Genomic DNA, 24738 nt, shown 5'->3' on the forward strand with positions numbered 1-24738 from the left:
CTCCCCCTCAAGGGGGGAGATCGACTCGCGGCGATCTCCCGCTCAATTCTCGAACGGTGCGATTGAAACGATGCGCCAGCCTCTTGCCGATCTCCCCCCTTGAGGGGGAGATGCCCGGCAGGGCAGAGGGGGGTATCACTTGCTCCGAGCGTAATGTTTCCTGCGCGATCTTCGCCGTCCCATGCCCGGAGCCCGCCACCCCATGTTGACCCCCTACGCAGAAACCCAGGTCGCCGACATCATCCGCGATCACACCGCGCGTAAAAGCGCGCTGAAAATCATCGGCGGCAACACCCGCTCCGGTTTCGGCAATGCTGTCGCAGCAGATGAAGCACTCTCCTCCCGTGCGATGAACGGCATCGTCTCCTACCTGCCCGCCGAAATGGTCATGACCGTCAAGGCCGGCACCCCGCTCGCCACCGTCGAAGCGGCTCTCGCTGAAAACCGCCAGATGATGGCCTTCGAGCCGATGGATCACCGCCCGATCATGGGCACCGAAGGTGAACCGACCATCGGCGGCGTCTTCGCCGCCAATGTTTCCGGCCCGCGCCGTTATGTGGCCGGTGCGGCCCGCGACAGCCTGCTCGGCATACGTTTCGTCAACGGCAGCGGGGATGTGATCAAGGCCGGCGGCCGGGTGATGAAGAATGTCACCGGGCTCGATCTGTCGAAGTTCCTCGCCGGATCGTTCGGCACGCTCGGTTTCCTCACCGAAGTCACCTTCCGTGTCCTGCCGAAACCGCCTGCGGAAAAAACCGTGGTCGTTTCCGGTCTCGACGATGAAGCGGCGACGCGCATCATGGCGGCGGCAATGGCGATGAGCGTGGAGGTTTCCGGCGCGGCGCATCTGCCGGAAAGCGTTCGTTCCCGTTTCATCGATGGCGGATTGCCGGATGGCCCGGCGACCATCCTGCGGCTGGAAGGGCTTTCCGCCTCGGTGGAGGCGCGCACGGCCAAACTCCTTTCCGTCATGGATCGGGTCGGGCCGTGGGCGCTGCTGGAGGGCGAGGAGAGCGGGCTTTTGTGGCGTCAGGTGCGGGATGTCGCGCCCTATGCCGGACAGGCGGCGAAGCCCTTGTGGAAAGTATCGGTCGCGCCTTCGGTGGGTCATCAGCTTGTCGCGGCGCTGCGCATGGAAGCGGGCATCGACGCCTTTTACGACTGGCAGGGCGGCCTTGTCTGGATGCAGATGGAGGCGGACCCCGAGGCGGATTTGCTGCGCGGCGCGATCCGGGCGCTCGGCGGCGGCCACGCAACTTTGGTGAGGGCGAGCGACGCGGTGCGCGCCACGGTCGCTGCCTTCGAACCGCGCCCGGCGGCGGAAGCCATCCTGTCGTCGCGTATCAGGGAAAAGCTCGATCCGGCGGGCATCTTCAATCCCGGCAAGATGGCCGTGACGATCGAAAGGGCGGTCTGAACCATGCAAACATCCTTCACGCCCGAACAGCTGGCTGATCCGCATGTGGCGGAATCCGAAAAAATCCTGCGCAAATGTGTGCATTGCGGTTTCTGCACGGCCACCTGTCCCACCTATGTCACGCTCGGCAACGAGCTGGACAGTCCTCGCGGCCGCATCTACCTCATCAAGGATATGCTGGAAAACAGCCGCCCGGCCGACCGCGAGGTCGTCACCCATATCGACCGCTGTCTTTCCTGCCTTGCCTGCACCACCACCTGTCCCTCCGGCGTGGATTACATGCATCTGGTCGATCATGCCCGCGCCCACATCGAACAGACATACAAGCGCCCCTTCATGGATAGGCTGATTCGCAATCTTCTGGTTGCCGTCCTGCCGCATCCCGCCCGTTTCCGGCTGGCCCTGCATCTGGCCCGGCTGGCGCGGCCTTTCTCCGGCCTGCTTGCCAAAGTTCCGGCGCTGAAGCCGCTGCAATCCATGCTTGCTCTCGCTCCCGCCGCGGTGCCCGCGGCCTCCGCGTCAGCCCGTCCGGGAGAGCGGCCGGCCGAAGGCGAGAAGCGTGGGCGCGTTGCGATCCTCACCGGCTGCGCCCAGCCGGTGCTCGATCCCGGTATCAACGAGGCGACGCTGCGCCTGCTTGCGCGGCTCGGCATCGAGGTCGTGGTGCCGAAGGGGGAGGGCTGTTGCGGTTCGCTGGTGCATCATATGGGCCGGGAGGAAGAGGCGCTCGCCTCGGCAAGGCGCAATGTCGATGTCTGGACGCGTGAGATGGAGAGCGGCGGTCTCGACGCCATCATCATCACCGCTTCCGGCTGCGGCACCACCATCAAGGATTACGGCCACATGCTGCGGCTCGATCCGACCTATGCCGAAAAAGCCGCGCGGGTCTCGGCTTTGGCGAAGGACATCACCGAATATCTCGCCACCCTCGATCTGCCGCAAGGGCAAAATCAGGGTCTCACGGTCGCCTATCATTCCGCCTGCTCCATGCAGCATGGCCAGAAGATCACGCTTGCGCCGAAACAACTCCTGAAGGCGGCGGGTTTTACCGTTCGCGATCCGGCGGAAGGGCATCTCTGCTGCGGCTCGGCCGGAACCTACAACATCCTGCAGCCGGAGATTTCCGCCAAACTCAAGGCGCGCAAGGTGAAGAATATCGAGGCCACCCGGGCGGATGTCATCGCCACCGGCAATATCGGCTGCATCACGCAGATCGGAACCGGCACGGATATGCCTATCGTGCACACGGTGGAGCTGCTGGACTGGGCCTATGGCGGGCCGAAACCGGCGAGGCTTTCGGTTTAAATTTCGCATGACACGGGACAGCTCTCCCGCTCGCGTCTCTCCGTCAAGGCGGCCATGATCACTATCGTCCGGTTCAGATTTTCATGCACGCGTCCGCCGTCGGAAAGTCGGTGGTGACGGGCATAAGACCTCTCTGCGTCATCCTCGGGCTTGTCCCGAGGATCTAATCACGTCGAATAAAATCAAGACGTTGGCAGATCCTCGGGACAAGCCCGAGGATGACGTCAGTGCGATTGGCTCGGTTAGCGTTCCTATTTAACGTTACGGCCGAAATGACGAAGAAAGAGAGCGTCGTCCACGCGGCACGCTCTGGGCCATATCTTCTAGAACTTATACGCCACGCCGAAATTCACCGCATTGGTGATGATATCGGTCTTCAACGAGCCGCCATTGTCGATATCGACGTCGACGAAGGAATAGGTGCCCTTATATTCCACGAAGGTCGACCAGTTGTCGGTGATGCGGTAGCTGAGGCCTGCCTGCGCCTGCAGGGTTGCGCCGCCGAACTGGTATTCGAAGGTCTTGCCCGAGGGACGGTACACTTCCACATGCGGTACGTTGATGCCGACGCCGGCGCCAACGTAAGGGGTGATGGGCAGCGATTCCAGCGGAAAACGGTAGAGCGCGTTCAGCGTCAGCAGGTTCAGGCCATCGGTGAATTCGAAATGCGACCAGCCTGAGCGGGCGAGCGTCTGGTCGTCGGCATAGACCTTGTCATGGGTAAAATCGAGCGAGATGCCGAAATTCCGCAGCTGGCCCTCATCGAACCAATAGGTGCCGCGCACGCCCCAGTAAGGCGGGTTGGAAAACGACTTGCCTTCCCATCCGGCCCGGAAATCCGGCCCGTCGGAGACCTTCACATCGCTGTGCGGCGCGCTTTGCCAGCCGCCATAACCGGAAATTTCAAATTCGCCCGCGATTGCGGCAGAAAAGGAAGCGCCGCTGAACAGCAGGGCGCAAACAAATAAACAATGGCGCGGCATGGAGTGAATCCAGATTGATATCAGTAATTCACCAAACCGTTTTTTGATAACATTTGAATGACAGAAACGAAAAACGGGCGGCCGATTGACCACCCGTTTTAAGGCCGTTCCATCATCCCCCTGAGAGAGGTCCGGCTCCTGGCGTCCCCCGCCAAGTTTTATTCCAATGAAGTAAGCCGGATTGTACCGCCGCAAGGCGGCAATTCAAGCGGATACGCCGCCACACCGGCCCTGAGGCGGCCGGAAAGGCTGAACCGTTGCTGTCATATCACAATGACCTTGGTTCCGACGTTGACGCGCTCGTAAAGATCGGTGACATCCTCGTTGCGCATGCGGATGCAGCCGGAGGAATTGTTGCTGCCGATCGTCCACGGCTGGTTGGTGCCGTGGATGCGATAAAGCGTCGAGCCGAGATACATGGCGCGCGCGCCCATCGGGTTCGCCGGGCCGCCTTCCATGAAGGCCGGCAGATAGTGTCCCTTTCTCGCCTCGCGGCTGATCATTTCCTTCGGCGGGGTCCAGCTCGGCCATTCCGCCTTGCGGGTTACCTTGTGGGTGCCGGCCCATTCGAAACCGGGCTTGCCGACGCCGACGCCGTACCGCCGGGCCTTGCCATCGGCGAGAACGAGATAGAGGAAACGGTTCGGCGTATCGATGACGATGGTGCCGGGTTTTTCATTGGTCGGGTAGGTGACGATCTGCGGCAGGAACTGCGGCGCGATCTGGGTGCGCACCGGCGCATTGGGGCGGACGGCGGCATTCTGCACCCGTGCCGGGCGCTGCGATGTGACGCCGGAGCTGGGTCGCTGCGGCATGGCGGCCTGGCGCTGCTGGAAGAACGGCTGGCGTGCGGCAGGCGCGCGCGGATAAACCACGGGGCGCACATTGCCGCGACCGCCGAGCTGAGTGACCCAGGGCGCGGAAAGATCCGGGCTGACGACGACGGGCGGGCGCTCCCGATAACGCTCATTGGCCATGGCGGCCGGGGCGGCAAAGGTGGAAACGAGGCTCAGCGCCAGAAAAACGGACTTCATCGTCATCGGGTGGACTCTCTCTGCGGGATGTCGCAACTATGGATTTGCGGAACTGTTCGCCCGCTTTGCCGGACACGTTCGCACCTCGACGCCAGCGAATCGTAAATGGCTGTTCATTAAAAAGCGCTTGATTAGGGAAAGCTGGATTTAGGGTTAGCACCCGGTTTTGAAACGTGGTGAATGAGTGGTAAGTGCGCGGTCCGAACCGGTCACGGGCGGGAGCGGAAAAGGGTGGTTGCGGAATGAATGAAGCGGGACTTGAAACGGGCGCGGATGGCCTTGTGCGGTGTTTCTGGCAGCAGGGGCTTGCGGATTACAGCCGTTACCACGACGAGGAATGGGGTTATCCCGTCACCGACGATCGCCGCCTTTTCGAGAAGATCTGCCTGGAAGGTTTCCAGTCCGGCCTCTCCTGGCTGACGGTTCTGCGCAAGCGCGAGGCGTTCCGTCTCGCCTTCGCCAATTTCGAATTTGAAAAAGTGGCGGAATTCGGTGAGGCCGATATCGAGCGATGCCTTGCCGACAAGGGCATCATCCGCCATCGCGGCAAGATCGTCTCGACCATCAACAATGCCCGCCGCGCCATGGAGTTGCGCGATGAATTCGGTTCGCTCGCCCGTTATTTCTGGGGTTTCGAACCGGCCGCCGCAGAAAGGCCGCAAAGGCTGGACTATGCGACGTTAAGGGCCAACCCCACCAGCGACGCCTCCATTCGCCTTTCGAAGGACCTGAAGAAGCGGGGCTGGAGTTTCGTCGGCCCGACGACCGTCTATGCATTCATGCAGGCCATGGGTATGGTCAACGACCATATCGAAGGCTGTCATTGCCGCCAGCCGATAGAGGCCATGCGGCGGGAGTTTGTACGTCCATGAAGGTAACCTCCCTTCTTCTGGCTCTCACCATGGCCGTGGCCGCCGTGCCGCATGCCTCCTTCGCGGAAGGCCGCAATGTCGACGGTATCTGGCTCGATGACGGCGAAAGGCTGAAGCAGGTGGCGCTGCCGCCGGCCGGGCCGCTGAAGCTTGACGGCTGGACGCGGCGCGGGCGCGGCGATGTCTATCGCCTGAAGGTGAAGGCCGGGCAGACGGTGAAGATCGAGCTTGCCGCCTCCAGCGAATTCGTGCTGATGGCGGTCTTCGATTTTTCGACGCCGGATGAGGACGCGATCTTCTTCAGCGATTCCGAAGGCAAGGTCGCAACCCTGACGCCGAAGGCGGATACGGAGTGGCTGATCCGCCCGACGCTCATCCTGGGATCGCCGCGCCGCGGTCTCGGCGCGCATTACACGCTGACGGTCAGCACCGGGAAATAACAGCGCGCCTTTTGCTTAGGCCGCCTGGGTCAGCACGATCAGGCCAAAACTCAAGACACCAAGCAGCACGAGCGACAGGCTGGCGGCGACGATGACCTTGCCGCCTGCATGGCGAAGGCTGCGAATATCGACCGAAAGGCCTAGCGCCGCCATCGACATGATGGTGAGGATGTTGGAGAGCGAGGCGACAGGACCGATCAGAGCCTCGGGAATGAGGCCGAAGGACCGGGCCATAATCATCAGCACGAAGGCGATGATGAACCACGGAACCATCTGCTGCAATCTCAGGCGTTCCGTGCCGGACTGGCCATGGATGACGGAGAGGGCGGCGATGACCGGCCCCAGCATCAGCACGCGGATGAGCTTGACGATGGTGCCGGTCTGCACGGCGATTGCGCCGAGCGGGGCGGTTGCGGCCAGAACCTGCGGCACGGCATAGACCGTCAGACCGGCGAAAATGCCATATTGGGTGGCGTCGAGACCCAGAAGCTGCGGCAAGAACGGCATCAGCAGCACGGCGGCGACGCCAAGAACCGCGGTGAAGGCAATCGAGGCGGCGACATCTTCCGGCTTGGCGCCGATGGCGGGTGCTGCGGCGGCAATCGCGGAATTGCCGCAGATGGAATTGCCACAGGCGATCAGCGTCGCAAGCTTGGGCGGCAGGCCAAGCATCCGCCCGGCGGCATAGCTGACGACCAGCGACAGCGCGACGATCAGCGCAATGCCGCCGATCAGCAAACCGCCGGCACCTTTGAGGATGGAAAGGCTCAAGGATGCGCCGAGAAGCGCCACCGCGATTTCGAGCAGGGTCTTGGCGCTGAATTTGATGCCGGCCGAGGCGACCGCGGGCAGCGACACCAGCGAACGCAGCAGCGTGCCGATCAGAATGGCGAGCACCAGATCGCCGAGCCATGCATGGCCTGCAAGCCGCACCTGAAAGCGCTCCGCCAGAATGGCGGCGCAGCTGACCGCCGCGCAGATGAGGATGCCCGGCAGAAGCGGGGTGAGCCAGCGAAGCGAAAACTGAAAGGGATGAGCGAGGGTGCGATGTTGTGCCATGGCCAGACAATGCCGTAGCCGCCTGTTTTATTCTATCAAATAATATGGCATATATTATTCGATAAAATCGAATGAAAAGCCATGACCTTCGAACAGCTCCGCATCTTCATCGCCGTTGCCGAACGCGAGCACCTCACAAGGGCCGCCGAAGCCATCGGTTTGACCGCCTCCGCCGTCAGCTCCGCCATCAAGAATCTCGAAGCCTTTTATAATGTCGAGCTGTTCCATCGCGTCGGCCGCAACATCGAGTTGACCGAAAGCGGCCGGGCGTTTCTGGGCGAAGCGAAGGCGACGCTGGCGCGTGTGCGCAATGCCGAATTGATTCTCTCTGAAATGGGTGGGCTGACGCGCGGCGAAATCACCGTCTGCGCCAGCCAGACCATTGCAAGCTACTGGCTGCCGCCGATCCTGATGCAGTTCAAGAAGCTTTATCCGGGCGTGGCCGTGCGGCTCGATATCGGCAATACCAAGACGGTGACACAGGCGGTGCTGGACGGTCTGGCGGAGGTCGGTTTCATCGAAGGCAGGATCGATGAGCCGGCTTTGATGGTGCAGCCGGTGGTGTCCGACAAGCTGCTGGTGGTCACCGGTTCGGCCCATCCCTTCGCGGATGGCCGTTATCTCACCGCGCTCGATATGCTCTACGGCACCTCGTGGGTTCTGCGCGAGCAGGGCTCCGGTACCCGCTCCGCCTTCGAGGCGGCGGTGCGGCAGATGGGGGTGGATCCCGGCGAGCTTTCCGTCATGCTCGAACTGCCGTCCAACGAGGCAGTGGTGATGGCGGCACGCTCCGGCGGCGCGGCCACGGCGGTTTCCGCCTCCGTCGCCTCGCTGTTTTTGCGGCAGGGGCTGCTGGTCCGAGCCGGCATCGATTTGCCTGCCCGCAACTTCGCTTTGCTGCGCCACAAGGAACGCCATACCAGCCGGGCGGCCATGGAGCTGGAGCGTCTCAGCCGTGCGGCCTCGGAGGACTACAAGGCCGGTCTCGCGGGGTTGTAACCTTGTAGGGAGGGAGCGCCAGCCGGCACTCCCCGTTTGACAATAGCGGTCGTCACTTGCCCTTGGACTTCAGCCAGGCCTTCATCATGGAGATCTCGCCTTCCTGCGCCTTGATGACCTCTTCAGCCAGCTTGCGGATTTCCGGGTCCTTGCCGTATTTTAGCTGGACCTTGGCCATATCGATCGCGCCCTGATGGTGCGGGATCATGCCGCGCACGAAATCGACATCGGCATCGCCGCTATAATCGATGGCCATATCGCCATGCATCTTCTTGCTGGCTTCCATGAAGGCCTTGGTGGATGCGGTTTCGTCTGCGGCGCTCTTGGACATGTCGTGTCGGGCATGGCCACCCGCTTCCTGTGCGAAAAGCGGCATGGCGAAGACGGTTGCGAAGGCGGCGGCCAGTGTTATGGTCTTGATAGACATGGATTATCCTTCCTGTGTCTGACGGATTTTTCGATGATGGGTCTGAAAAATCTGGGGTCAGGCGCGGGGAGGCGGCAGCGGCGGCGCGAAAGCCTTGCCGTCAAAGACGATGCCGCGCTGCGGCTTCGGATAGGCGAAAGCCATTCGGCCGCTATCGGCGAAGATGGTTCGCGGAACCACGATCAGGCAGGCGGCGCAGGAACCGGAATGTGCGGCATCGCCACCATGCGGGCAGCAACCGCCCGTGCCGGCCTTGTGAGCCCCATTCTCCGCATGTGCTTGCGACCCTTCGTCCCGATCAGCGGCTGGATGCGAATGGGCGCCTTCATGCTTCATCGGCGGCTGCGAGGAGGCCGCCATGCCCGTGGCCGTTGGCATGCTCATCGCCATCTGCGCCGGCATCGCGCCATATAGCAGGCAGGCAAGGAACATCAATGTGCGGACCACCTGGAACATGGCGTGAATTTACCGCTGGAATTATGGAATAAGCATGACGATCAGGTCAGTTCGCGCGCAATGACGTGGTGTACGATACGATAATCCCTGCTTTCCTCGCCAAACGGGGCGAGCGGCCATTCCCATGCGGCGGCGGGCGCAGGAGGCTTGACGCCATGCAGCAGGTCTTCGTGCTGCTGCAGCTTGCCATCCTTGCCGATGACGTCGAAAGATGTATCCGTTACGAGGCAGGCCTTGCAGGGCAGGCCAGCCAGTGCTTCCAGATGGATGTGAATGAGCTTCGGCAAAAGATCGTCCGGGGCATCTGCGATCTTTTCCCGCTCCAGCCGGTGGCGTGCGCCGGTGCCGATCTGTGACAGCAGATTGGCCGAGACCACGAGATCGAGATAGGGCACCCGCCGCAGGAAATCGAGCGGTTCCGCCGGCCGGCCGGCGAGAACATCGCCGAAGCCGGACAGGTCGCGATTGGCGATGCGGACGTTCTTTTTGGCATTGAGGCGCAGCTTCGCCTGCACGCTGGCGAGATGCACCAGATCGACCAGCACGACGGTATCGAACATCGCCACCAGCGCATCATGGGGCACGTCGCGCAAAAGGCCGGACCCCAGCACCACCGCCGTTCGCCGCTGCTTCAGCTTTCTGGCCGATTGCAGCACGAATTGCCGGCTGTTGTCCTCATGCTCCGCCCATGCCCCGGCGCAGCGGTTGGCGCGCGCCCAAAGATTGACGGAATAGTGGATATGCGGCCGGAATTCTTTCGGCGTGACCGCGCGTGTGGCGGCATATTGCAGGGCTTCGAGGATCATGAATGCCTATCGGTAAATATCGCGGCGATGGCCGATTTCGACCACCAGAACGACCAGCTTGTGGTCCTGTATATCGCAGATGATGCGGTAATCGCCCACCCGGTAGCGCCAGAAATTTCCAAGCTCGGAGCCCTGCAGGGCGGCGCCGGTTTTGCGGGGATTGTCATCCTTGGCGATCCGGTCCGCCAGAAAGGAAATGATGCGATTGGCATCGCTCTTCGCCAGCTTGCCCAGTTGTTTGACGGCAGCCCGCTGGAATTCAATTCTCCAGGTCAAGATCACGCATCACTTCTTCCAGAGCATAGGTGCGTTCTTTATTGGCGATACGCTGCCGCGTCGCCTCCTCGGCAAGATAGAGATCCTCCATATCCTCGATATGTTTCTCGATCGCCTCGCGGATATAAAAAGCCGATGTGCGGCCGGTGCGCTCGGAAAGCGCCTTCAGCCGTTGATAGGTCTCGTCCGGCAGGCGAATGGCCGTCTGTTTGCTCATGGGTCGCGTCCTTCCGGGTATAAATGGGATACACGTATCCCATATAGCACCGTCCGGCCCAGCGAGCCAGCAAAAGCGGAGGCTTTGCGGCTTGCCGCACCGGGCTTCATCCTCTAATACACCCGCATAATTTCAGGAAAATATCGGATCGGCCCCATGAGCGAAAAAGCAAAAAAGCCTCAGAAACTGAAAGCCCGCCTGCCGCGCGGCTTCGTGGATCGCTCGGTTGCCGATATTCACGCCACCAACGAGATGATCGAGAAGATCCGCAAGGTCTACGAGCTTTACGGCTTCGATCCGGTTGAGACCCCGCTGTTCGAATATACCGATGCGCTCGGCAAGTTCCTGCCCGACAGCGATCGCCCCAATGAGGGTGTGTTCTCGCTGCAGGATGATGACGAGCAATGGATGAGCCTGCGCTACGATCTCACCGCGCCGCTCGCCCGCCATGTCGCGGAAAACTTCAACGAAATCCAGCTGCCCTACCGCACCTATCGCGCCGGTTATGTCTTCCGCAATGAAAAGCCCGGCCCCGGCCGCTTCCGGCAGTTCATGCAGTTCGATGCCGATACGGTCGGTGCTGCGGGTGTGCAGGCCGATGCCGAAATGTGCATGATGATGGCCGATACGCTGGAAGCGCTCGGAATTCAGCGCGGCGACTATGTCATTCGCGTCAACAACCGCAAGGTGCTCGATGGCGTCATGGAAGCCATCGGTCTCGGCGGGGAGGACAATGCCGGTCGACGTCTCAATGTGCTGCGCGCCATCGACAAGCTCGACAAGTTCGGTCCTGAAGGGGTGAAGCTGCTGCTCGGCCCCGGCCGCAAGGATGAATCCGGTGACTTCACCAAGGGCGCTGGTCTTGGCGAGGAGCAGATCGAAAAGGTGCTGTTTTTCGTCAGCATCAAGGATTATGCGGCAAGCGCCGATGATCTCGCGAAACTGGTTGCGGGCACCTCGAAAGGCGAGGAAGGCGTTGAGGAACTGAACATCATCGGCGCTCTGGTCACCAGTGCCGGTTACGATGCGACGCGCATCAAGATCGACCCGTCGGTCGTTCGCGGCCTCGAATATTATACCGGCCCCGTCTATGAGGCCGAGCTGACATTCGACGTCACCAATGAAAAGGGTGAAAAGGTCGTGTTCGGCTCCGTCGGCGGCGGCGGGCGTTATGACGGCCTCGTTTCGCGCTTCATGGGTCAGCCGGTTCCGGCCACGGGCTTCTCCATCGGCGTTTCTCGCCTGATGACGGCGCTCAAGAACCTCGGCAAGCTCGGCCAGGTGAAGCCGCTTGCACCCGTTCTCATCACCGTCATGGATGGCGATGTGGAGAGCATGGGCCGTTATCAGCGTTTCACGCAGGCGCTGCGCGCCGAGGGCATCCGCGCTGAAATGTATCAGGGCAACTGGAAGAAATTCGGCAACCAGTTGAAATATGCCGACCGTCTCGGCTCGCCCATCGCCATCATCCAGGGCGGTGACGAGCGCGCCGAAGGTGTGGTGCAGATCAAGGATCTGATCGAAGGCAAGCGCCTGTCCGGCGAGATCGAGGACAATGCCAGCTGGCGCGAGGCGCGTGTGGCTCAGGTCAGCGTGCCGGAAGCCGAGCTGGTGGCGAAGGTCCGCGAGATTCTGGAGCATCAGGCAGAGGACGTTCGCCGCGCCGCCGAAGGGCGTTAAGGCCATGGCGATCCTCGCGCTCGACCATGTTCAACTGGCGATGCCGGCGGGCCGGGAAGAGGAAGCACGCGCCTTTTACGGCGGCCTGCTCGGTTTTACGGAGCAGGCCAAACCCGCCAATCTGGTCGCGCGGGGCGGCTGCTGGTTTGCCTGCGGCGCGATAAAACTGCATCTTGGCGTCGAGCAGGATTTCCGGCCGGCGCGCAAAGCCCATCCGGCCTTTCTGGTCGATGATCTGGCAAGCTTGCGAAAAACACTTGAAACAGCAGGCTGCCATGTGGTTGAGGATGAGCCGCTTGAAGGTTATCACCGGTTTTATGTCCATGATCCCTTCGGAAACCGCATCGAAATGATGCAGCCGCTCGAACCGTGACGAAAAGTACCGTTCCATGCCCCTGATCGACATGCCGGAATTTGCCGGAGAGCTACTGGAAGAATTCGCCGCGCGCCGCACGAGCCGCGTGAACACGCCCGTCATCCAGCCCGCCGAACCCTTTCTGGATATGGCCGGCGAAGATCTGCGCCGCCGTATCTTCATGACGGAAAGCGAGACGGGGACAAGCCTCTGCCTGCGCCCCGAATTCACCATTCCCGTCTGTCTGCGCCATATCGAGACGGCGACCGGCACGCCGAAACGTTACTCCTATCTCGGTGAAGTCTTCCGCCAGCGGCGGGAGGGCGCGAGCGAATTTTACCAGGCTGGTATCGAGGATCTCGGCGATACCGATATCGCCGCCGCCGATGCCCGTGCCGTCATCGACGCTACAGCGATCCTGAAGCGCCTGCTGCCCGGCCGCCCGCTTGCGGTCACGCTGGGTGACCAGCAAGTGTTCGAGGCCGTCGTCGCAGCGCTTGGCCTGCCGCTCGGCTGGCAGAAGCGGCTGGTGCAGGCATTCGGCGACATGGCGCAGCTTGACGCGTTGCTGGAAAGTCTTGTGCATCCCAAGCCGATGACCGGGCTGGATGCAAGGGTCGCCGGCCTTCTGGCGACGGGCGACGAGGCGGTGCTGGTCGATTATCTCGATACGGTGATGCAGGAAACCGGCTATTCCACCAATGCCAGCCGCGCGCCGCAGGAAATCGCCCGCCGCCTGCGGGAAAAACTGGCGCTTGCCGCCACGCGCCTGCCGGATGAAAGCTTCGCGCTGCTCAAGCAGTTCCTGGCCCTGAAGGCGCCTCTACCGCAGGCCTCGCAGGTTCTGGCGGATTTTGCCGCAAAGGCGAAGCTGAAACTGGACGGCGCGCTTTCCGCTTTCGATAAACGCGTCGCAGCGCTTGCCAATGCCGGCGTCGATCTCGAAACCGTCACCTATGGCGCGGCCTTCGGCCGTCCGCTTGATTATTATACAGGCCTCGTTTTCGAGGTGGTGGAAGCGGGCGGAGACAGCGTGCTGGCCGGTGGCGGCCGTTTCGACCGGCTGCTGACCCTGCTCGGCGCACAGGAAAAAATCCCGGCCGTGGGCTTCTCGCTCTGGCTGGATCGCATCGAAACGGTGCGTGGGAGCGACAAGCCATGATCACCATCGCATTACCCTCCAAGGGCCGGATGAAGGAAGACGCCTCCGCCGTTCTGGAACGCGCCGGGCTGAAAGTCGCGGCTGTCGGCAATGACCGCTCCTATCGCGGCCGCATCGAAGGGCGCGACGATATCGAGATCGCCTATCTCTCAGCCTCCGAGATCGCCCGCGAAATCGGCGCCGGTACGGTGGATTTCGGCGTGACGGGAGAGGATCTTGTGCGCGAAGGGCTGACCAATGCCGATGCGCAGGTGGAGTTCTGCGCCCGCCTCGGTTTCGGCCATGCGGATGTCGTGGTCGCGGTGCCGGAAATCTGGCTGGATGTGGACAGCATGGCCGATCTCGGCGATGTCGCTTCGGAATTCCGCGCCCGTCATGGCCGCAGGCTCGCCATCGCCACCAAATATTGGCGGCTGACGCAGCAGTTCTTTTCGCGCCAGCACGGCATTCAGCTTTATCGCATCGTTGAAAGCCTTGGCGCGACCGAAGGTGCACCGGCCGCAGGGCAGGCGGATATCATTGTCGATATCACCTCGACTGGATCGACGCTGAAGGCCAACCATCTGAAAATCCTCTCCGATGGCATCATCGTCCGTTCGGAAGCCTGCTTCGTGCGCGCCCGCAAGCCGGAACATGACGGCGATGCGGCGGTTCAGGAGATCGCCTCGCGCATCAGGGCTGCGGTCTGACGACGTAAAAAAAGCCGCCGGAGCGATCCGGCGGCTTTTTTGTTGGTCGATCCATTTGGCTTATGCGTGGGCCACAGCCGCGCCGCGCTTGGCGTCGACGGAGTAGGCGCCGGGGCCGAAGGCGGCAAGCAGGATGTAAGCGCCGGCAAGTGTGATATTCTTCACCATCATGATGCCGTTCAGCGTGTTGATCCAGCCAAGAGCCGGCTCAGGCCAGCCGGGTACGGCAACGGTGCCGCTGTGGAACACCAGACCGGTGAAGACGCAGAAGACGGCAAGCGCCCAGGCAGCGATTTTGGTCTGGAAACCCGCGAGAATGGCAAGACCGGCAACGAGTTCGAACAGGCCTGCAATATAGGCAAGCGCGGTTGCAGCGGGCAGGCCGGCGCCCGTGATCATGCCGGCCGTGCCGGCCGGATCGACGAGCTTGCTGAAGCCCGAGGTGATGAAGATGAAAGAAAGCAGAATACGGGCGAGGAGAACGAGAACGTTCTGGCTGCTGGACATGGATATCTCCGGTAAATAGTCGGCGTGTCGCCGGTTGAACTGCAATGTCTGGAGATATCAATGACCGAAAATCATCCGCCCATAAAGATGAACAATAGAAGACAAATCGTCTTCATTTTGTGAACGGCGCTGGGCGTCTGTCCCGCTATGTTCAGGCGGCGAAGCGGATATCCTCAAAGCGCGGAAACAGGAAAAGCCCTGATATGCGTCCTTGCTGCCCGTCTTCGAAGCCAGAAGATTCACCCATGCAGATGACCGGCTGCCGCATCGCCGGCAAGATGGAGAGGCCGGTTGAAAAACAGAAACGTGAAGGTGCGGTGGAAACCTGCTCGAAAAGTTCCAGCACGCGCGCATGGTCAGCGCGGTCGTAACAGCGGACAAGGCTCAGCAATCCGCACTCGCCCGGCGGCAGGCCGTGCATGAATGACGCGTGTTCGCCGAGCCGGATCACACCACTCGAAAGATCGCTGCTCCACTCCTCCGACATGAAGAAATGCGACAGGGTCCGGGGATCGGGCGTGGCTGTTACCGCCTCAGGCAGAGCATCGTTGCGTCTTGATATTTCAAACAAATCGCGCCCCCGCATGAACACGTGCCAGCGCCGCCTCTTCAAGCGCCACTGCCAGGTTGAACTTTACCGCCACCCGCAGTCGAACGTATTTGCCAGGCATCGAAACCCCTTTCAATGCTGGCCGCCCCGTCGCGGAACCCTTACGGGGGGTGACTTATAGTTTATTTTCCCCTACCTACAACAACCAGCCAGTGAGAAAATCAAAAATATTATGTATTTCTTCTTCAAAATCGCGAGACATGCGACAAAGCACAACTAAATAGCGCACTTATAGGCCGGTCCGTGTGGAAATCGGCCCCGTATGGGGTGCTGATTCGCTCCTGAATGTGCCCCATTATTGCATGGGGTTGCAAAAATAGCCGGATAAAATCACGCCTGTTCCAAAACGGGACAATACACGAACCCTTCCGCTTTCGGCCTTCAGAGTTGTGCAACCTGTTGATTTCATGAGGCATCTCTTGCTAGAGCGTCGATACGGTGCGCCACCTTCCGTCAATCGCACAGGTACGACAAAGAAAAAGGGCGGTCCGAAGACCGCCCTTTCTTAATTCCGGTGACAGGACCGATTAGAAGTCCATGCCGCCCGTCGGGTGCGCTTGCGACGCCGGACCCACTTAAAGGGCATGGGCGGCAAAGAAAAAGGGCGATCTGGAGACCGCCCTTTCTTAATCCGGTGACAGGACTGATTAGAAGTCCATGCCGCCCATGCCGCCGCCCGGCATTGCCGGCATCGGAGCGTCCTTCTTCGGAAGCTCGGCGATCATGGCTTCGGTCGTGATCAGCAGCGAAGCAACCGAAGCTGCGTTCTGCAGAGCCGTACGAACAACCTTGACCGGGTCGACGATGCCGAGCTGGATCAGGTCGCCATATTCGCCGGTCTGGGCGTTGTAGCCGTAGTTGTCTTCGTTCTTCTCGAGGATCTTGCCGACAACGATGGAAGCTTCGTCACCTGCGTTGTCTGCAATCTGGCGAACCAGAGCCTGCAGGGCGCGGCGGATGATGTTGATACCGGCTTCCTGGTCGTCGTTTTCACCCTTTGCGGTGATCTTCGTGGACGAACGCAGCAGGGCAACGCCGCCGCCCGGTACGATGCCTTCCTGAACGGCAGCGCGCGTCGCGTTGAGAGCGTCGTCGATGCGGTCCTTCTTTTCCTTCACTTCGACTTCCGTCGAACCGCCGACGCGGATAACGGCAACGCCGCCAGCGAGCTTGGCAAGACGTTCCTGCAGCTTTTCGCGGTCGTAGTCGGAGGTGGTTTCTTCGATCTGGGCCTTGATCTGGGCAACACGACCTTCGATGTCGGACTTCTGGCCGGCGCCGTCAACGATCGTGGTGTTTTCCTTGGAGATCGAAACCTTCTTCGACTTGCCGAGCATGTCGAGGGTAACGTTTTCGAGCTTGATGCCGAGGTCTTCGGAAATGACGGTACCACCGGTCAGGATGGCGATGTCTTCCAGCATGGCCTTGCGGCGGTCGCCGAAACCAGGAGCCTTGACGGCAGCGATCTTGAGGCCGCCACGCAGCTTGTTGACGACGAGCGTTGCAAGAGCTTCGCCTTCGACGTCTTCAGCGATGATGACGAGCGGCTTGCCGGTCTGAACGACGGCTTCGAGAACCGGCAGCATGGCCTGAAGGTTCGAGAGCTTCTTTTCGTGCAGGAGGATGTAGGCGTCTTCGAGGTCCGCAACCATCTTTTCCGGGTTGGTCACGAAGTAGGGCGACAGGTAGCCGCGGTCGAACTGCATGCCTTCGACGACTTCGAGTTCGGTTTCAGCGGTCTTGGCTTCTTCAACGGTGATGACGCCTTCGTTGCCAACCTTCTGCATTGCTTCAGCAATGTCGAGGCCGATCTGACGCTCGCCGTTTGCAGAGATCGTGCCGACCTGCGCAACTTCTTCAGACGTGTTGATCTTCTTGGCCTTGGCCTGAAGATCCTTGACGACTTCAGCAACGGCCAGATCGATACCGCGCTTCAGGTCCATCGGGTTCATGCCGGCAGCAACTGCCTTGGAACCTTCGCGAACGATGGCCTGGGCCAGAACGGTCGCGGTGGTGGTGCCGTCACCGGCGATGTCGTTGGTCTTGGAGGCAACTTCGCGAACGAGCTGTGCGCCCATGTTCTCGAACTTGTCTTCCAGTTCGATTTCCTTGGCGACGGAAACGCCGTCCTTGGTGATGCGCGGAGCGCCGAAGGACTTGTCGATGACGACGTTACGACCCTTCGGGCCGAGGGTTACCTTCACTGCATCAGCAAGAACGTCGACGCCCTTGAGCATCTTTTCGCGTGCTGTGCGGCCGAATTTTACTTCTTTGGCTGCCATTTTCAAAACTCCTGGTTTCGAATGGCCGGACCGGGTCCGGCTTGAAATTTAAGGAAACGATGGGTCGACTGAAATCAGCCGATGATGCCCATGATGTCGGCTTCCTTCATGATCAGAAGGTCTTCGCCGTTGAGCTTGACTTCGGTGCCCGACCACTTGCCGAACAGAACGCGATCGCCAACCTTGACGTCGAGAGCGACGACCTTGCCGGCCTCGTCACGTGCGCCGGAACCGACGGCGACGATTTCGCCTTCCTGCGGCTTTTCCTTGGCGGTATCGGGAATGATGATGCCGCCCTTGGTCTTTTCTTCGGACTCAACGCGACGAACGACGACGCGATCGTGAAGCGGGCGGAAATTGGTGCTTGTCATTGTCTAATCCCTCGATCAAATGACTGCGCGAGCTTTTGGAACTCGCCTGATGGGTGTTAGCACTCTCCTTTGTCGAGTGCCAGCGGAACCGAGATAAGGAGGGCTTCTGCCGGAGTCAAGAACGCCCTGTCTGAAAAATTTCATGGCTTATGGTTATCAGCGTTCCATGACAGAAATTTCCCATACGCGGACGGGCGCCACGACGGCATTCTTTTCGTGCGTTCTGGCCGCATCGCGTCTAAGGGGAATTTGTGTTCATGCTGCGTCATGCGGGCCAAAGACCGGTCTGACGGCGCTTTTTTCCTTGCCATCGGCGTCCCGCTTTGCGATGTGACGCTCACCCTCTTCTCGCATCCGGAAAGCATCTCATGGCCCATCGCATTCTCACTCTCGGCGAAATTACGGCTGGGTTCGACGTTATTCTTTCGGATGTATGGGGCGTGCTGCACAATGGCGTCAGCGCTTTTCCGGATGCGGCAGTTGCGCTGCGGGAAGCGCGCAAGGCTGGTAAGACGGTGGTGCTCATTACCAATTCACCGCGCCCCGCTCCCGGCGTCATCGCACAGCTTCGCGTTCTCGGCGTGCCGGATGAGGCCTATGACCGCATCATCACCTCCGGTGACGTCACCCGCGGCCTGATCGCGGAAGGCCCGAAAAAAGTCTTCCTGCTCGGCCCGGAACGCGATCTGCTGCTGCTGGACGGTCTCGATGTCGAGCGCGTCGGCGAGGCGGAAGCGCAGTCCGTGGTCTGCACCGGTTTCTTTGACGACGAGACGGAAACGCCAGAGGATTATACCGAAATGCTCAAGGGCTTCATTGCCCGCAACGTGCCGATGATCTGCGCCAATCCCGATCTGGTGGTGGAGCGCGGCGAGCGCATCATTCCCTGCGCCGGCGCCATGGCCGCTTACTACGAACAACTCGGCGGCGAGGTCCGCATTGCCGGCAAGCCGCATGCGCCGATCTATGAGGCCTGCCTTGCGGCGGCCAAAGAGGTGCGCGGCGCCTTCGCCAAGGATCGCGTGCTCGCCATCGGCGACGGCATGCCGACGGATGTGAAGGGCGCGATTGCGAGCGGTCTCAACCTTCTTTATATCAGCGGCGGAATTCACGCCGCCGAATATACGCTGAACGGCCAGACGGACGAGGCGCTTCTCAACGCCTATCTCAAGGGGCAGGGTGCTGCTCCCGGCTGGTGGATGCCCCGTCTCGCCTGAGGACGTCTTGCCTCAAGGAATAGCTGGCGCAGGAATGGATCGATTGCCATGACCGTTTTTCACCGCAATGAAAAAAAGGAGCCGCTGCCGGAAGCTCTTCGCGGCGGCGTCATCGCCATCGGCAATTTCGACGGCGTGCATCGCGGCCACCGGGCTGTGCTGGATCGTGCCCTGGAGTTGGCGGACGCCCGTGGCGTTCCCGCGCTGGTGCTGACCTTCGAGCCGCATCCCCGTTCCGTCTTCCGTCCCGATACGCCGGTCTTTCGTCTCACGCCCGCGCCACTGAAGGCCCGCATCCTTGAGGCCATCGGTTTCCGCTCCGTCATCGAATATCCCTTCGACCGGGAATTTTCGCAGCGCTCGGCGGAGGAGTTCGTCCAGTCCATTCTGGTCGACTGGCTCCACGCCAGCGCTGTCGTCACCGGCTTCGATTTCCATTTCGGCAAGGGCCGCGAAGGCGGCCCGGCATTTCTGATGCAGGCCGGCAAACGCCATGGCTTCGACGTGACGCTGGTGGATGCCTTCCGCGACGAGGGCGCGGATGTCGTCTCCTCCAGCCGGATTCGCTCGCTTCTGTGCGAAGGCGATGTGGCGGGCGCCGCAGGCCTGCTCGGTTATCGCTTCACGGTGGAAAGCGAAGTCATCGGCGGCCAGAAGCTCGGCCGCACGCTGGGTTATCCCACCGCCAACATGGCGCTGGCGCCGGAAACGGAACTGAAGGCGGGCATCTATGCCGTGCGGTTCCGCCGCCCGGACGGTTCGATCCGCGATGGGGTGGCAAGCTTCGGTTACCGCCCGACCGTCACTGAAAACGGCGCGGCGCTGCTTGAAACATTCGTCTTCGATTTTTCCGGCGATCTTTATGGTGAGGTCTGTTCGGTCTCGTTCTTCGGGCACCTGCGCGACGAGCTGAAATTCGACGGTCTCGATCCGCTCGTCGCCCAGATCAGGCGCGATGAAGAAGAGGCGAGGGCGATGTTATCGGGCGTGCGTCCGCTCAGCGAACTGGACGCCAGGATCGCGTTCTGACCGGGTAAGGCCGGTCAGCCCCTGTTCCGGTCGATATTGCCGTCGCTTTTCTCTTCCTTTTTGCCGGAAAACCGCATAAACAACCGGCCATGTCCCAATACCGGTTGATGTTCAAAACTCAGATTGGCCGAATTATTGGCCCGGCCTTCCGCCCGCTCTGACGAGCCGGAAGGTCCGGGATTTTGGCGCTTGTCATGACTTTTGTCATGGCGCTTTCCGTATTTGCCCTCTTTGAAATTGAGACGGCGCGACCGACACGGCGCGCAACAACGGTACGATTATGAGCGACACCGCAGAAAAACTCGACTATTCCGCCACCCTGTATCTGCCGCAGACGGATTTTCCGATGCGCGCCGGCCTGCCGCAAAAAGAACCGGAAACGGTGAAGCGCTGGCAGGAAATGGGCCTTTACAAGCGCCTGCGCGCCTCCGCCGCCGGCCGCGAAAAATTCGTGCTGCATGACGGCCCGCCCTACGCCAACGGCAATATCCATATCGGCCATGCGCTGAACAAGATCCTCAAGGACGTCATCACCCGCTCGTTCCAGATGCGCGGTTACGACGCCAATTACGTGCCGGGCTGGGATTGCCACGGCCTGCCGATCGAATGGAAGATCGAGGAAGCCTATCGCGCCAGGGGCAAGAACAAGGACGAGGTTCCGGTCAACGAATTCCGCAAGGAATGCCGTGACTTCGCGGCCGGCTGGATCAAGGTCCAGTCGGAAGAGTTCAAGCGTCTCGGCATCGAGGGCGACTTCGAAAATCCCTACACCACGATGAATTTCCACGCCGAAGCCCGCATCGCCGGCGAACTCCTGAAGATCGCCAAGAGCGGCCAGCTCTACCGCGGTTCCAAGCCGATCATGTGGTCGGTCGTGGAGCGCACGGCGCTGGCGGAAGCGGAAGTCGAATATCATGACGTCGAGAGCGACACGATCTGGGTGAAGTTCCCGGTCGTTGAAGGTTCTGCTGCGCTTGAAGGCGCCTCCATCGTCATCTGGACGACCACGCCGTGGACGATCCCCGGCAACCGCGCCATCTCGTTTTCGTCGCGCATCGCCTATGGCCTTTATGAGGTCACGGCGGCTGCGAATGATTTCGGGCCGCAGTCGGGCGAAAAACTCGTCTTCGCAGACAAGCTGGCAGCGGAATGCTTTGCCAAGGCAAAGCTCGAATTTACACGCCTGCGCGACGTGAAGGCGGAAGAGCTCGCGGCTGTCACCAGCGCCCATCCGCTGGCATCGCTTGGTTACACCTTCGCTGTTCCGGTTCTCGATGGCGATCACGTCACCGACGATGCCGGTACCGGCTTTGTGCATACCGCTCCAGGCCATGGTCGCGAAGACTTTGACGCGTGGATGGCGCAGGCGCGCGATCTGGAAGCGCGCGGCATCTCCTCCAAGATCCCGTTCACGGTCGGCGACGACGGTTTCTACACCGAGGACGCCCCCGGTTTCGGCCCGTCGGCCGAAGGCGGTGCTGCCCGCGTCATGGACGATAACGGCAAGAAGGGCGATGCCAATGACCGCGTCATCAAGGCGTTGATCGCGGAAAACAACCTGTTTGCCCGCGGCCGCCTGAAGCACAGCTATCCGCATAGCTGGCGCTCCAAGAAGCCGGTCATCTTCCGCAACACGCCGCAATGGTTCGTCTATATGGACAAGGAACTGGGCGACGGCACGACGCTGCGCTCCCGTTCGCTTTCCGCCATCGACCAGACGCGTTTCGTCCCGGCTTCCGGCCAGAACCGTCTGCGCGCCATGATCGAAGGCCGCCCGGACTGGGTCTTGTCGCGCCAGCGCAGCTGGGGCGTGCCGATCGCCGTCTTCGCGGATGAGAAGGGTGAAATCCTGATCGATGAGGCCGTCAACGCCCGCATCCTCGAGGCCTTCGAAGCCGAAGGTGCGGACGCCTGGTTCGCCGAAGGCGCCAAGGAACGCTTCCTTGGCAATGACCACGACCATGCCAAGTGGCAGCAGGTCATGGACATTCTCGACGTCTGGTTCGACAGCGGCTGCACCCACACCTTCACGCTGGAAGACCGCCCGGACATGAAGTGGCCGGCGGATGTCTATCTCGAAGGTTCCGACCAGCATCGCGGCTGGTTCCACTCGTCGCTGCTCGAAAGCTGCGCGACGCGCGGCCGTGCGCCCTATAACGCCGTTGTCACCCATGGTTTCACCATGGATGAGAAGGGCGAGAAGATGTCCAAGTCCAAGGGCAACGTCGTCTCGCCGCAGGAAGTCATGAAGGACGCCGGTGCGGATATTCTGCGCCTGTGGGTCATGACGACGGATTATTGGGATGACCAGCGCCTCGGCAAGGCCATCATCCAGACCAATGTCGATGCCTATCGCAAGCTGCGCAACACCATCCGCTGGATGCTCGGCACGCTCGCCCATTACAAGGGCGAGGAGATCGCCTATGACGATCTGCCGGAACTCGAAAAGCTGGTGCTGCACCGCCTGTCCGAACTCGATGGCGTGGTTCGCGAGGGTTATGACGGCTTCGAGTTCAAGAAGATCACCCGGGCGCTGATCGACTTTGCCAATGTCGAACTTTCGGCCTTCTATTTCGACGTCCGCAAGGACACGCTGTATTGCGACGCGCCGTCGTCGCTGAAGCGCCGCGCGGCCCTGTCGGTCATCGCCAAGCTGTTCGATTGCCTTGTCTCGTGGTTGGCACCCATGCTGCCCTTCACGACGGAAGAGGCTTGGCTGTCGCGCTATCCGGATGCGGAATCGGTGCATCTCGTCCAGTTCCCGGAAATCCCGGCGGAATGGAAAAACGATGCGCTTGAAGCGAAGTGGGAGAAGATCCGCAAGGTCCGCACGGTCGTCACTGGCGCGCTTGAAGTGGAACGCCGTGAAAAGCGTATCGGCTCTTCACTGGAAGCTGCCCCTGTCGTCCACATTGCCGACGCCGATCTTCTGGCGGCGCTGAAGGGGCAGGATTTCGCCGAGATCTGCATCACCTCCGCCATCTCGGTGGTGGGCGATGAAGGCCCGGCCGATGGCTTCCGCCTGCCGGAAGTGGCAAAGGTCGTGGTCGAGCAGAAGTTGGCGGAAGGCGCAAAATGCGCCCGTTCCTGGCGCATCACCACCGATGTCGGGTCCGACCCGGATTATCCTGACGTTTCTGCCCGCGATGCAGCGGCCCTGCGTGAGCTTGCCGCACTCTCGTAACGAAAATGACCGGATGAATTGCGCTTTGCCTCTTCATCCGGTACACCTGCCTGAAAATGGCCGGATTTGCACGGCAATGGGGGCTGCCGCCTGCCGAAAGACGATGTCTGGCGAAGTGGGACGGACGGCTGGAAGGGTTTCAATGAAGACGATGCAGGGTAATGCGCAGGGTTTGGGCATGTTTCGCACGGTTATTGGCATCACGACGATAGGCGTGTTGCTTGGCGCGTGCACGAGCCCGACCTACGGCACGGGCAAGACGGCGGCGGAACAGCTTGTCGACGATCTTGGCAACGCGACCTCGATCACCGGCAATGACCAGGAAAAGCGCAACCTGAAATACAGCCCCCGTCCGGGCCTCGTCGTTCCTGCTCAGGCCCGTGCCGAACAGTTGGCCACGCCGCAGCAGAACATGGCAAGCCGCGAGAACAATCCGCAATGGGTCGAATCGCCGGAAGAAACCCGCGAACGCCTGCGCGAAGAGGCGGATGCCAACAAGAACAACCCGCATTATCGCTCGCCACTGCTCGCGGGCAACGGCACCGCCGGCCAGATGACCGAAACCCAGAAATGGGAAGCCTTCCGCAAGGCCAAGGCCGAAGCCCAGGGCGGCTCCGTCGTCAACGCCCAGCGCAGGTTCCTCACCGATCCGCCGGCTGAATACCGCAGCGTTCCGCAGGATCAGCTGACCGATCTCGGCGAACCGGAGCTGAAGAAGGAAAAGCGCCGCAAGAAAGAAGCGGCCGTGGCAAATACCGGCAAGAGCTGGTGGAACCCCTTCCAGTAATAACGAATGGCTGATGGCCTGCGGGAAAGCTTGCATCTCCCGCCGGTCGCTCAATCGTCGAGGCGTTTCTCGCGAAAAAATTGCCGCAGGATTTCCGCACTTTCGCTTTCCGCCAGTCCCGAATAGACATCCGGCGCATGGTGGCATGTCGGCTGGCTGAAGAAACGCACGCCACTCTCCACTGCGCCGCCCTTCGGGTCTCGCGCGCCGTAATAGAGCCGGCGGATACGGGCAAATGAAATTGCCGCCGCGCACATGGTGCAGGGCTCCAGTGTCACGTAGAGATCGGCGCCAGGCAGGCGTTCCTGCTCCAGCGCTTCGCAGGCCATGCGGATCACGGCGATTTCGGCGTGAGCCGTCACATCGTTCAATTCACGGGTGCGATTGCCGGAACGGGCGATGACGCGGCCGTCCATAACCAGTACCGCGCCGATCGGAACCTCCTGCCGCTTAGCCGCGGCACGGGCTTCGACAAGCGCCAGCTCCATGAAATGCGTCCTTTCGGCCATTGCGTTTCAATTTCCTCTTAACCCTTGTGCTTGGACCTGATAGGACAGCCCAAACAACAGGCAAA

26 protein-coding genes are annotated in these 24738 nt (G+C 61.1%); 13 read left to right on the forward strand and 13 right to left on the reverse strand.

Annotation, left to right across the window (positions count from 1 at the left end; genetic code table 11):
• Positions 1 to 202: 202 nt before the first annotated feature.
• Both F3H58_RS21085 and glcF read left to right on the forward strand, forming a co-directional pair.
• A complete protein-coding gene (locus F3H58_RS21085) occupies positions 203 to 1417 on the forward strand; it encodes an FAD-binding protein (protein WP_149743644.1) in 1215 nt (404 codons plus the stop codon).
• A gap of 3 nt (positions 1418 to 1420) precedes the next feature.
• Entirely contained in the window at positions 1421 to 2722 is a 1302-nt protein-coding gene (glcF, locus tag F3H58_RS21090) for a glycolate oxidase subunit GlcF (protein WP_149743645.1), read from the forward strand.
• Between the two features lie 323 nt (positions 2723 to 3045).
• On the opposite strand, the gene F3H58_RS21095 is transcribed toward glcF, so the two are convergent.
• Positions 3046 to 3705, reverse strand: coding sequence for an outer membrane beta-barrel protein (locus F3H58_RS21095; protein WP_065654383.1), 660 nt, complete (start codon positions 3703 to 3705; stop codon positions 3046 to 3048).
• Between the two features lie 263 nt (positions 3706 to 3968).
• Positions 3969 to 4745, reverse strand: a complete 777-nt coding sequence (locus tag F3H58_RS21100; protein WP_127756312.1) for a L,D-transpeptidase — start codon at positions 4743 to 4745, stop codon at positions 3969 to 3971.
• A gap of 236 nt (positions 4746 to 4981) precedes the next feature.
• Here F3H58_RS21100 and F3H58_RS21105 point away from each other — a divergent pair, with 236 nt between their 5' ends.
• Together F3H58_RS21105 and F3H58_RS21110 are read left to right on the forward strand one after the other, a co-directional pair.
• A complete protein-coding gene (locus F3H58_RS21105; protein WP_003524902.1) occupies positions 4982 to 5611 on the forward strand; it encodes a DNA-3-methyladenine glycosylase I in 630 nt (209 codons plus the stop codon).
• A complete protein-coding gene (locus tag F3H58_RS21110) occupies positions 5608 to 6051 on the forward strand; it encodes a hypothetical protein (RefSeq protein WP_003524901.1) in 444 nt (147 codons plus the stop codon). The genes F3H58_RS21105 and F3H58_RS21110 overlap by 4 nt, the downstream gene beginning before the upstream one ends.
• A 15-nt stretch (positions 6052 to 6066) precedes the next feature.
• Here F3H58_RS21110 and F3H58_RS21115 read toward each other — a convergent pair whose 3' ends face one another.
• Positions 6067 to 7110: a YeiH family protein gene (locus tag F3H58_RS21115; protein ID WP_149743646.1), complete on the reverse strand. Its 1044-nt coding sequence runs from the start codon at positions 7108 to 7110 to the stop codon at positions 6067 to 6069.
• A gap of 81 nt (positions 7111 to 7191) precedes the next feature.
• Between F3H58_RS21115 and F3H58_RS21120 the strand changes: the two genes are divergently transcribed.
• Positions 7192 to 8109, forward strand: a complete 918-nt coding sequence (locus tag F3H58_RS21120; protein WP_149743647.1) for a LysR substrate-binding domain-containing protein — start codon at positions 7192 to 7194, stop codon at positions 8107 to 8109.
• A 52-nt stretch (positions 8110 to 8161) separates the two neighbouring features.
• Here F3H58_RS21120 and copM read toward each other — a convergent pair whose 3' ends face one another.
• The 5 genes from copM to relB are packed head-to-tail and all read right to left on the reverse strand — an operon-like array spanning position 8162 to position 10291.
• The gene (gene copM, locus F3H58_RS21125) at positions 8162 to 8536 is read right to left on the reverse strand and encodes a CopM family metallochaperone (protein ID WP_149743648.1); all 375 of its coding nucleotides are present in this window, start codon (positions 8534 to 8536) and stop codon (positions 8162 to 8164) included.
• 57 nt (positions 8537 to 8593) lie between these two features.
• The gene (locus tag F3H58_RS21130) at positions 8594 to 8992 is read right to left on the reverse strand and encodes a hypothetical protein (RefSeq protein WP_286169881.1); all 399 of its coding nucleotides are present in this window, start codon (positions 8990 to 8992) and stop codon (positions 8594 to 8596) included.
• Between the two features lie 41 nt (positions 8993 to 9033).
• Positions 9034 to 9798: a hypothetical protein gene (locus F3H58_RS21135; RefSeq protein ID WP_149743649.1), complete on the reverse strand. Its 765-nt coding sequence runs from the start codon at positions 9796 to 9798 to the stop codon at positions 9034 to 9036.
• Positions 9799 to 9804: 6 nt separating this feature from the next.
• Positions 9805 to 10074 (reverse strand): type II toxin-antitoxin system RelE family toxin, encoded by a 270-nt coding sequence (locus F3H58_RS21140; protein ID WP_149743650.1) that lies wholly within the window; start codon positions 10072 to 10074, stop codon positions 9805 to 9807.
• Positions 10058 to 10291 (reverse strand): type II toxin-antitoxin system RelB family antitoxin, encoded by a 234-nt coding sequence (gene relB, locus F3H58_RS21145; protein WP_149743651.1) that lies wholly within the window; start codon positions 10289 to 10291, stop codon positions 10058 to 10060. The genes F3H58_RS21140 and relB overlap by 17 nt, the downstream gene beginning before the upstream one ends.
• Positions 10292 to 10447: 156 nt before the next feature.
• On the opposite strand from relB, the gene hisS reads away from it, so the two are divergent.
• From hisS to hisG, 4 genes are read left to right on the forward strand one after another with little or no spacing between them, the layout of a single operon-like run.
• Positions 10448 to 11971 (forward strand): histidine--tRNA ligase, encoded by a 1524-nt coding sequence (gene hisS, locus F3H58_RS21150; RefSeq protein WP_149743652.1) that lies wholly within the window; start codon positions 10448 to 10450, stop codon positions 11969 to 11971.
• A 4-nt stretch (positions 11972 to 11975) separates the two neighbouring features.
• Positions 11976 to 12344, forward strand: coding sequence for a VOC family protein (locus F3H58_RS21155; protein WP_149743653.1), 369 nt, complete (start codon positions 11976 to 11978; stop codon positions 12342 to 12344).
• A 16-nt stretch (positions 12345 to 12360) separates the two neighbouring features.
• Positions 12361 to 13488, forward strand: coding sequence for an ATP phosphoribosyltransferase regulatory subunit (locus tag F3H58_RS21160; RefSeq protein WP_149743654.1), 1128 nt, complete (start codon positions 12361 to 12363; stop codon positions 13486 to 13488).
• Positions 13485 to 14177, forward strand: coding sequence for an ATP phosphoribosyltransferase (gene hisG / locus F3H58_RS21165; RefSeq protein WP_065654370.1), 693 nt, complete (start codon positions 13485 to 13487; stop codon positions 14175 to 14177). The genes F3H58_RS21160 and hisG overlap by 4 nt, the downstream gene beginning before the upstream one ends.
• A gap of 60 nt (positions 14178 to 14237) precedes the next feature.
• On the opposite strand, the gene F3H58_RS21170 is transcribed toward hisG, so the two are convergent.
• The 4 genes from F3H58_RS21170 to groES form a co-directional block, all read right to left on the reverse strand.
• Positions 14238 to 14684: a DoxX family protein gene (locus tag F3H58_RS21170; protein WP_149743655.1), complete on the reverse strand. Its 447-nt coding sequence runs from the start codon at positions 14682 to 14684 to the stop codon at positions 14238 to 14240.
• Between the two features lie 151 nt (positions 14685 to 14835).
• Positions 14836 to 15270: a hypothetical protein gene (locus tag F3H58_RS21175; RefSeq protein WP_149743656.1), complete on the reverse strand. Its 435-nt coding sequence runs from the start codon at positions 15268 to 15270 to the stop codon at positions 14836 to 14838.
• A 671-nt stretch (positions 15271 to 15941) separates the two neighbouring features.
• The gene (gene groL, locus F3H58_RS21180; RefSeq protein ID WP_063947704.1) at positions 15942 to 17576 is read right to left on the reverse strand and encodes a chaperonin GroEL; all 1635 of its coding nucleotides are present in this window, start codon (positions 17574 to 17576) and stop codon (positions 15942 to 15944) included.
• Between the two features lie 74 nt (positions 17577 to 17650).
• The gene (groES, locus tag F3H58_RS21185) at positions 17651 to 17947 is read right to left on the reverse strand and encodes a co-chaperone GroES (RefSeq protein ID WP_004440196.1); all 297 of its coding nucleotides are present in this window, start codon (positions 17945 to 17947) and stop codon (positions 17651 to 17653) included.
• A 368-nt stretch (positions 17948 to 18315) separates the two neighbouring features.
• Here groES and F3H58_RS21190 point away from each other — a divergent pair, with 368 nt between their 5' ends.
• The 4 genes from F3H58_RS21190 (at position 18316) to F3H58_RS21205 (ending at position 24164) form a co-directional block, all read left to right on the forward strand.
• Complete coding sequence (locus F3H58_RS21190) at positions 18316 to 19164, forward strand: TIGR01459 family HAD-type hydrolase (protein WP_149743657.1); 849 nt, start codon at positions 18316 to 18318, stop codon at positions 19162 to 19164.
• Between the two features lie 48 nt (positions 19165 to 19212).
• Positions 19213 to 20193, forward strand: a complete 981-nt coding sequence (locus F3H58_RS21195) for a bifunctional riboflavin kinase/FAD synthetase (protein WP_149743658.1) — start codon at positions 19213 to 19215, stop codon at positions 20191 to 20193.
• A gap of 280 nt (positions 20194 to 20473) precedes the next feature.
• Positions 20474 to 23377, forward strand: a complete 2904-nt coding sequence (gene ileS, locus F3H58_RS21200; RefSeq protein ID WP_149743659.1) for an isoleucine--tRNA ligase — start codon at positions 20474 to 20476, stop codon at positions 23375 to 23377.
• Between the two features lie 142 nt (positions 23378 to 23519).
• Positions 23520 to 24164 (forward strand): hypothetical protein, encoded by a 645-nt coding sequence (locus F3H58_RS21205; RefSeq protein ID WP_162934031.1) that lies wholly within the window; start codon positions 23520 to 23522, stop codon positions 24162 to 24164.
• A 50-nt stretch (positions 24165 to 24214) separates the two neighbouring features.
• Here F3H58_RS21205 and F3H58_RS21210 read toward each other — a convergent pair whose 3' ends face one another.
• Entirely contained in the window at positions 24215 to 24673 is a 459-nt protein-coding gene (locus F3H58_RS21210; protein ID WP_149743660.1) for a nucleoside deaminase, read from the reverse strand.
• Positions 24674 to 24738: the final 65 nt, after the last annotated feature.

Origin of the sequence: Rhizobium sp. NFACC06-2, assembly GCF_900101425.1 — a bacterium.
Lineage (GTDB): Bacteria > Pseudomonadota > Alphaproteobacteria > Rhizobiales > Rhizobiaceae > Agrobacterium > Agrobacterium leguminum.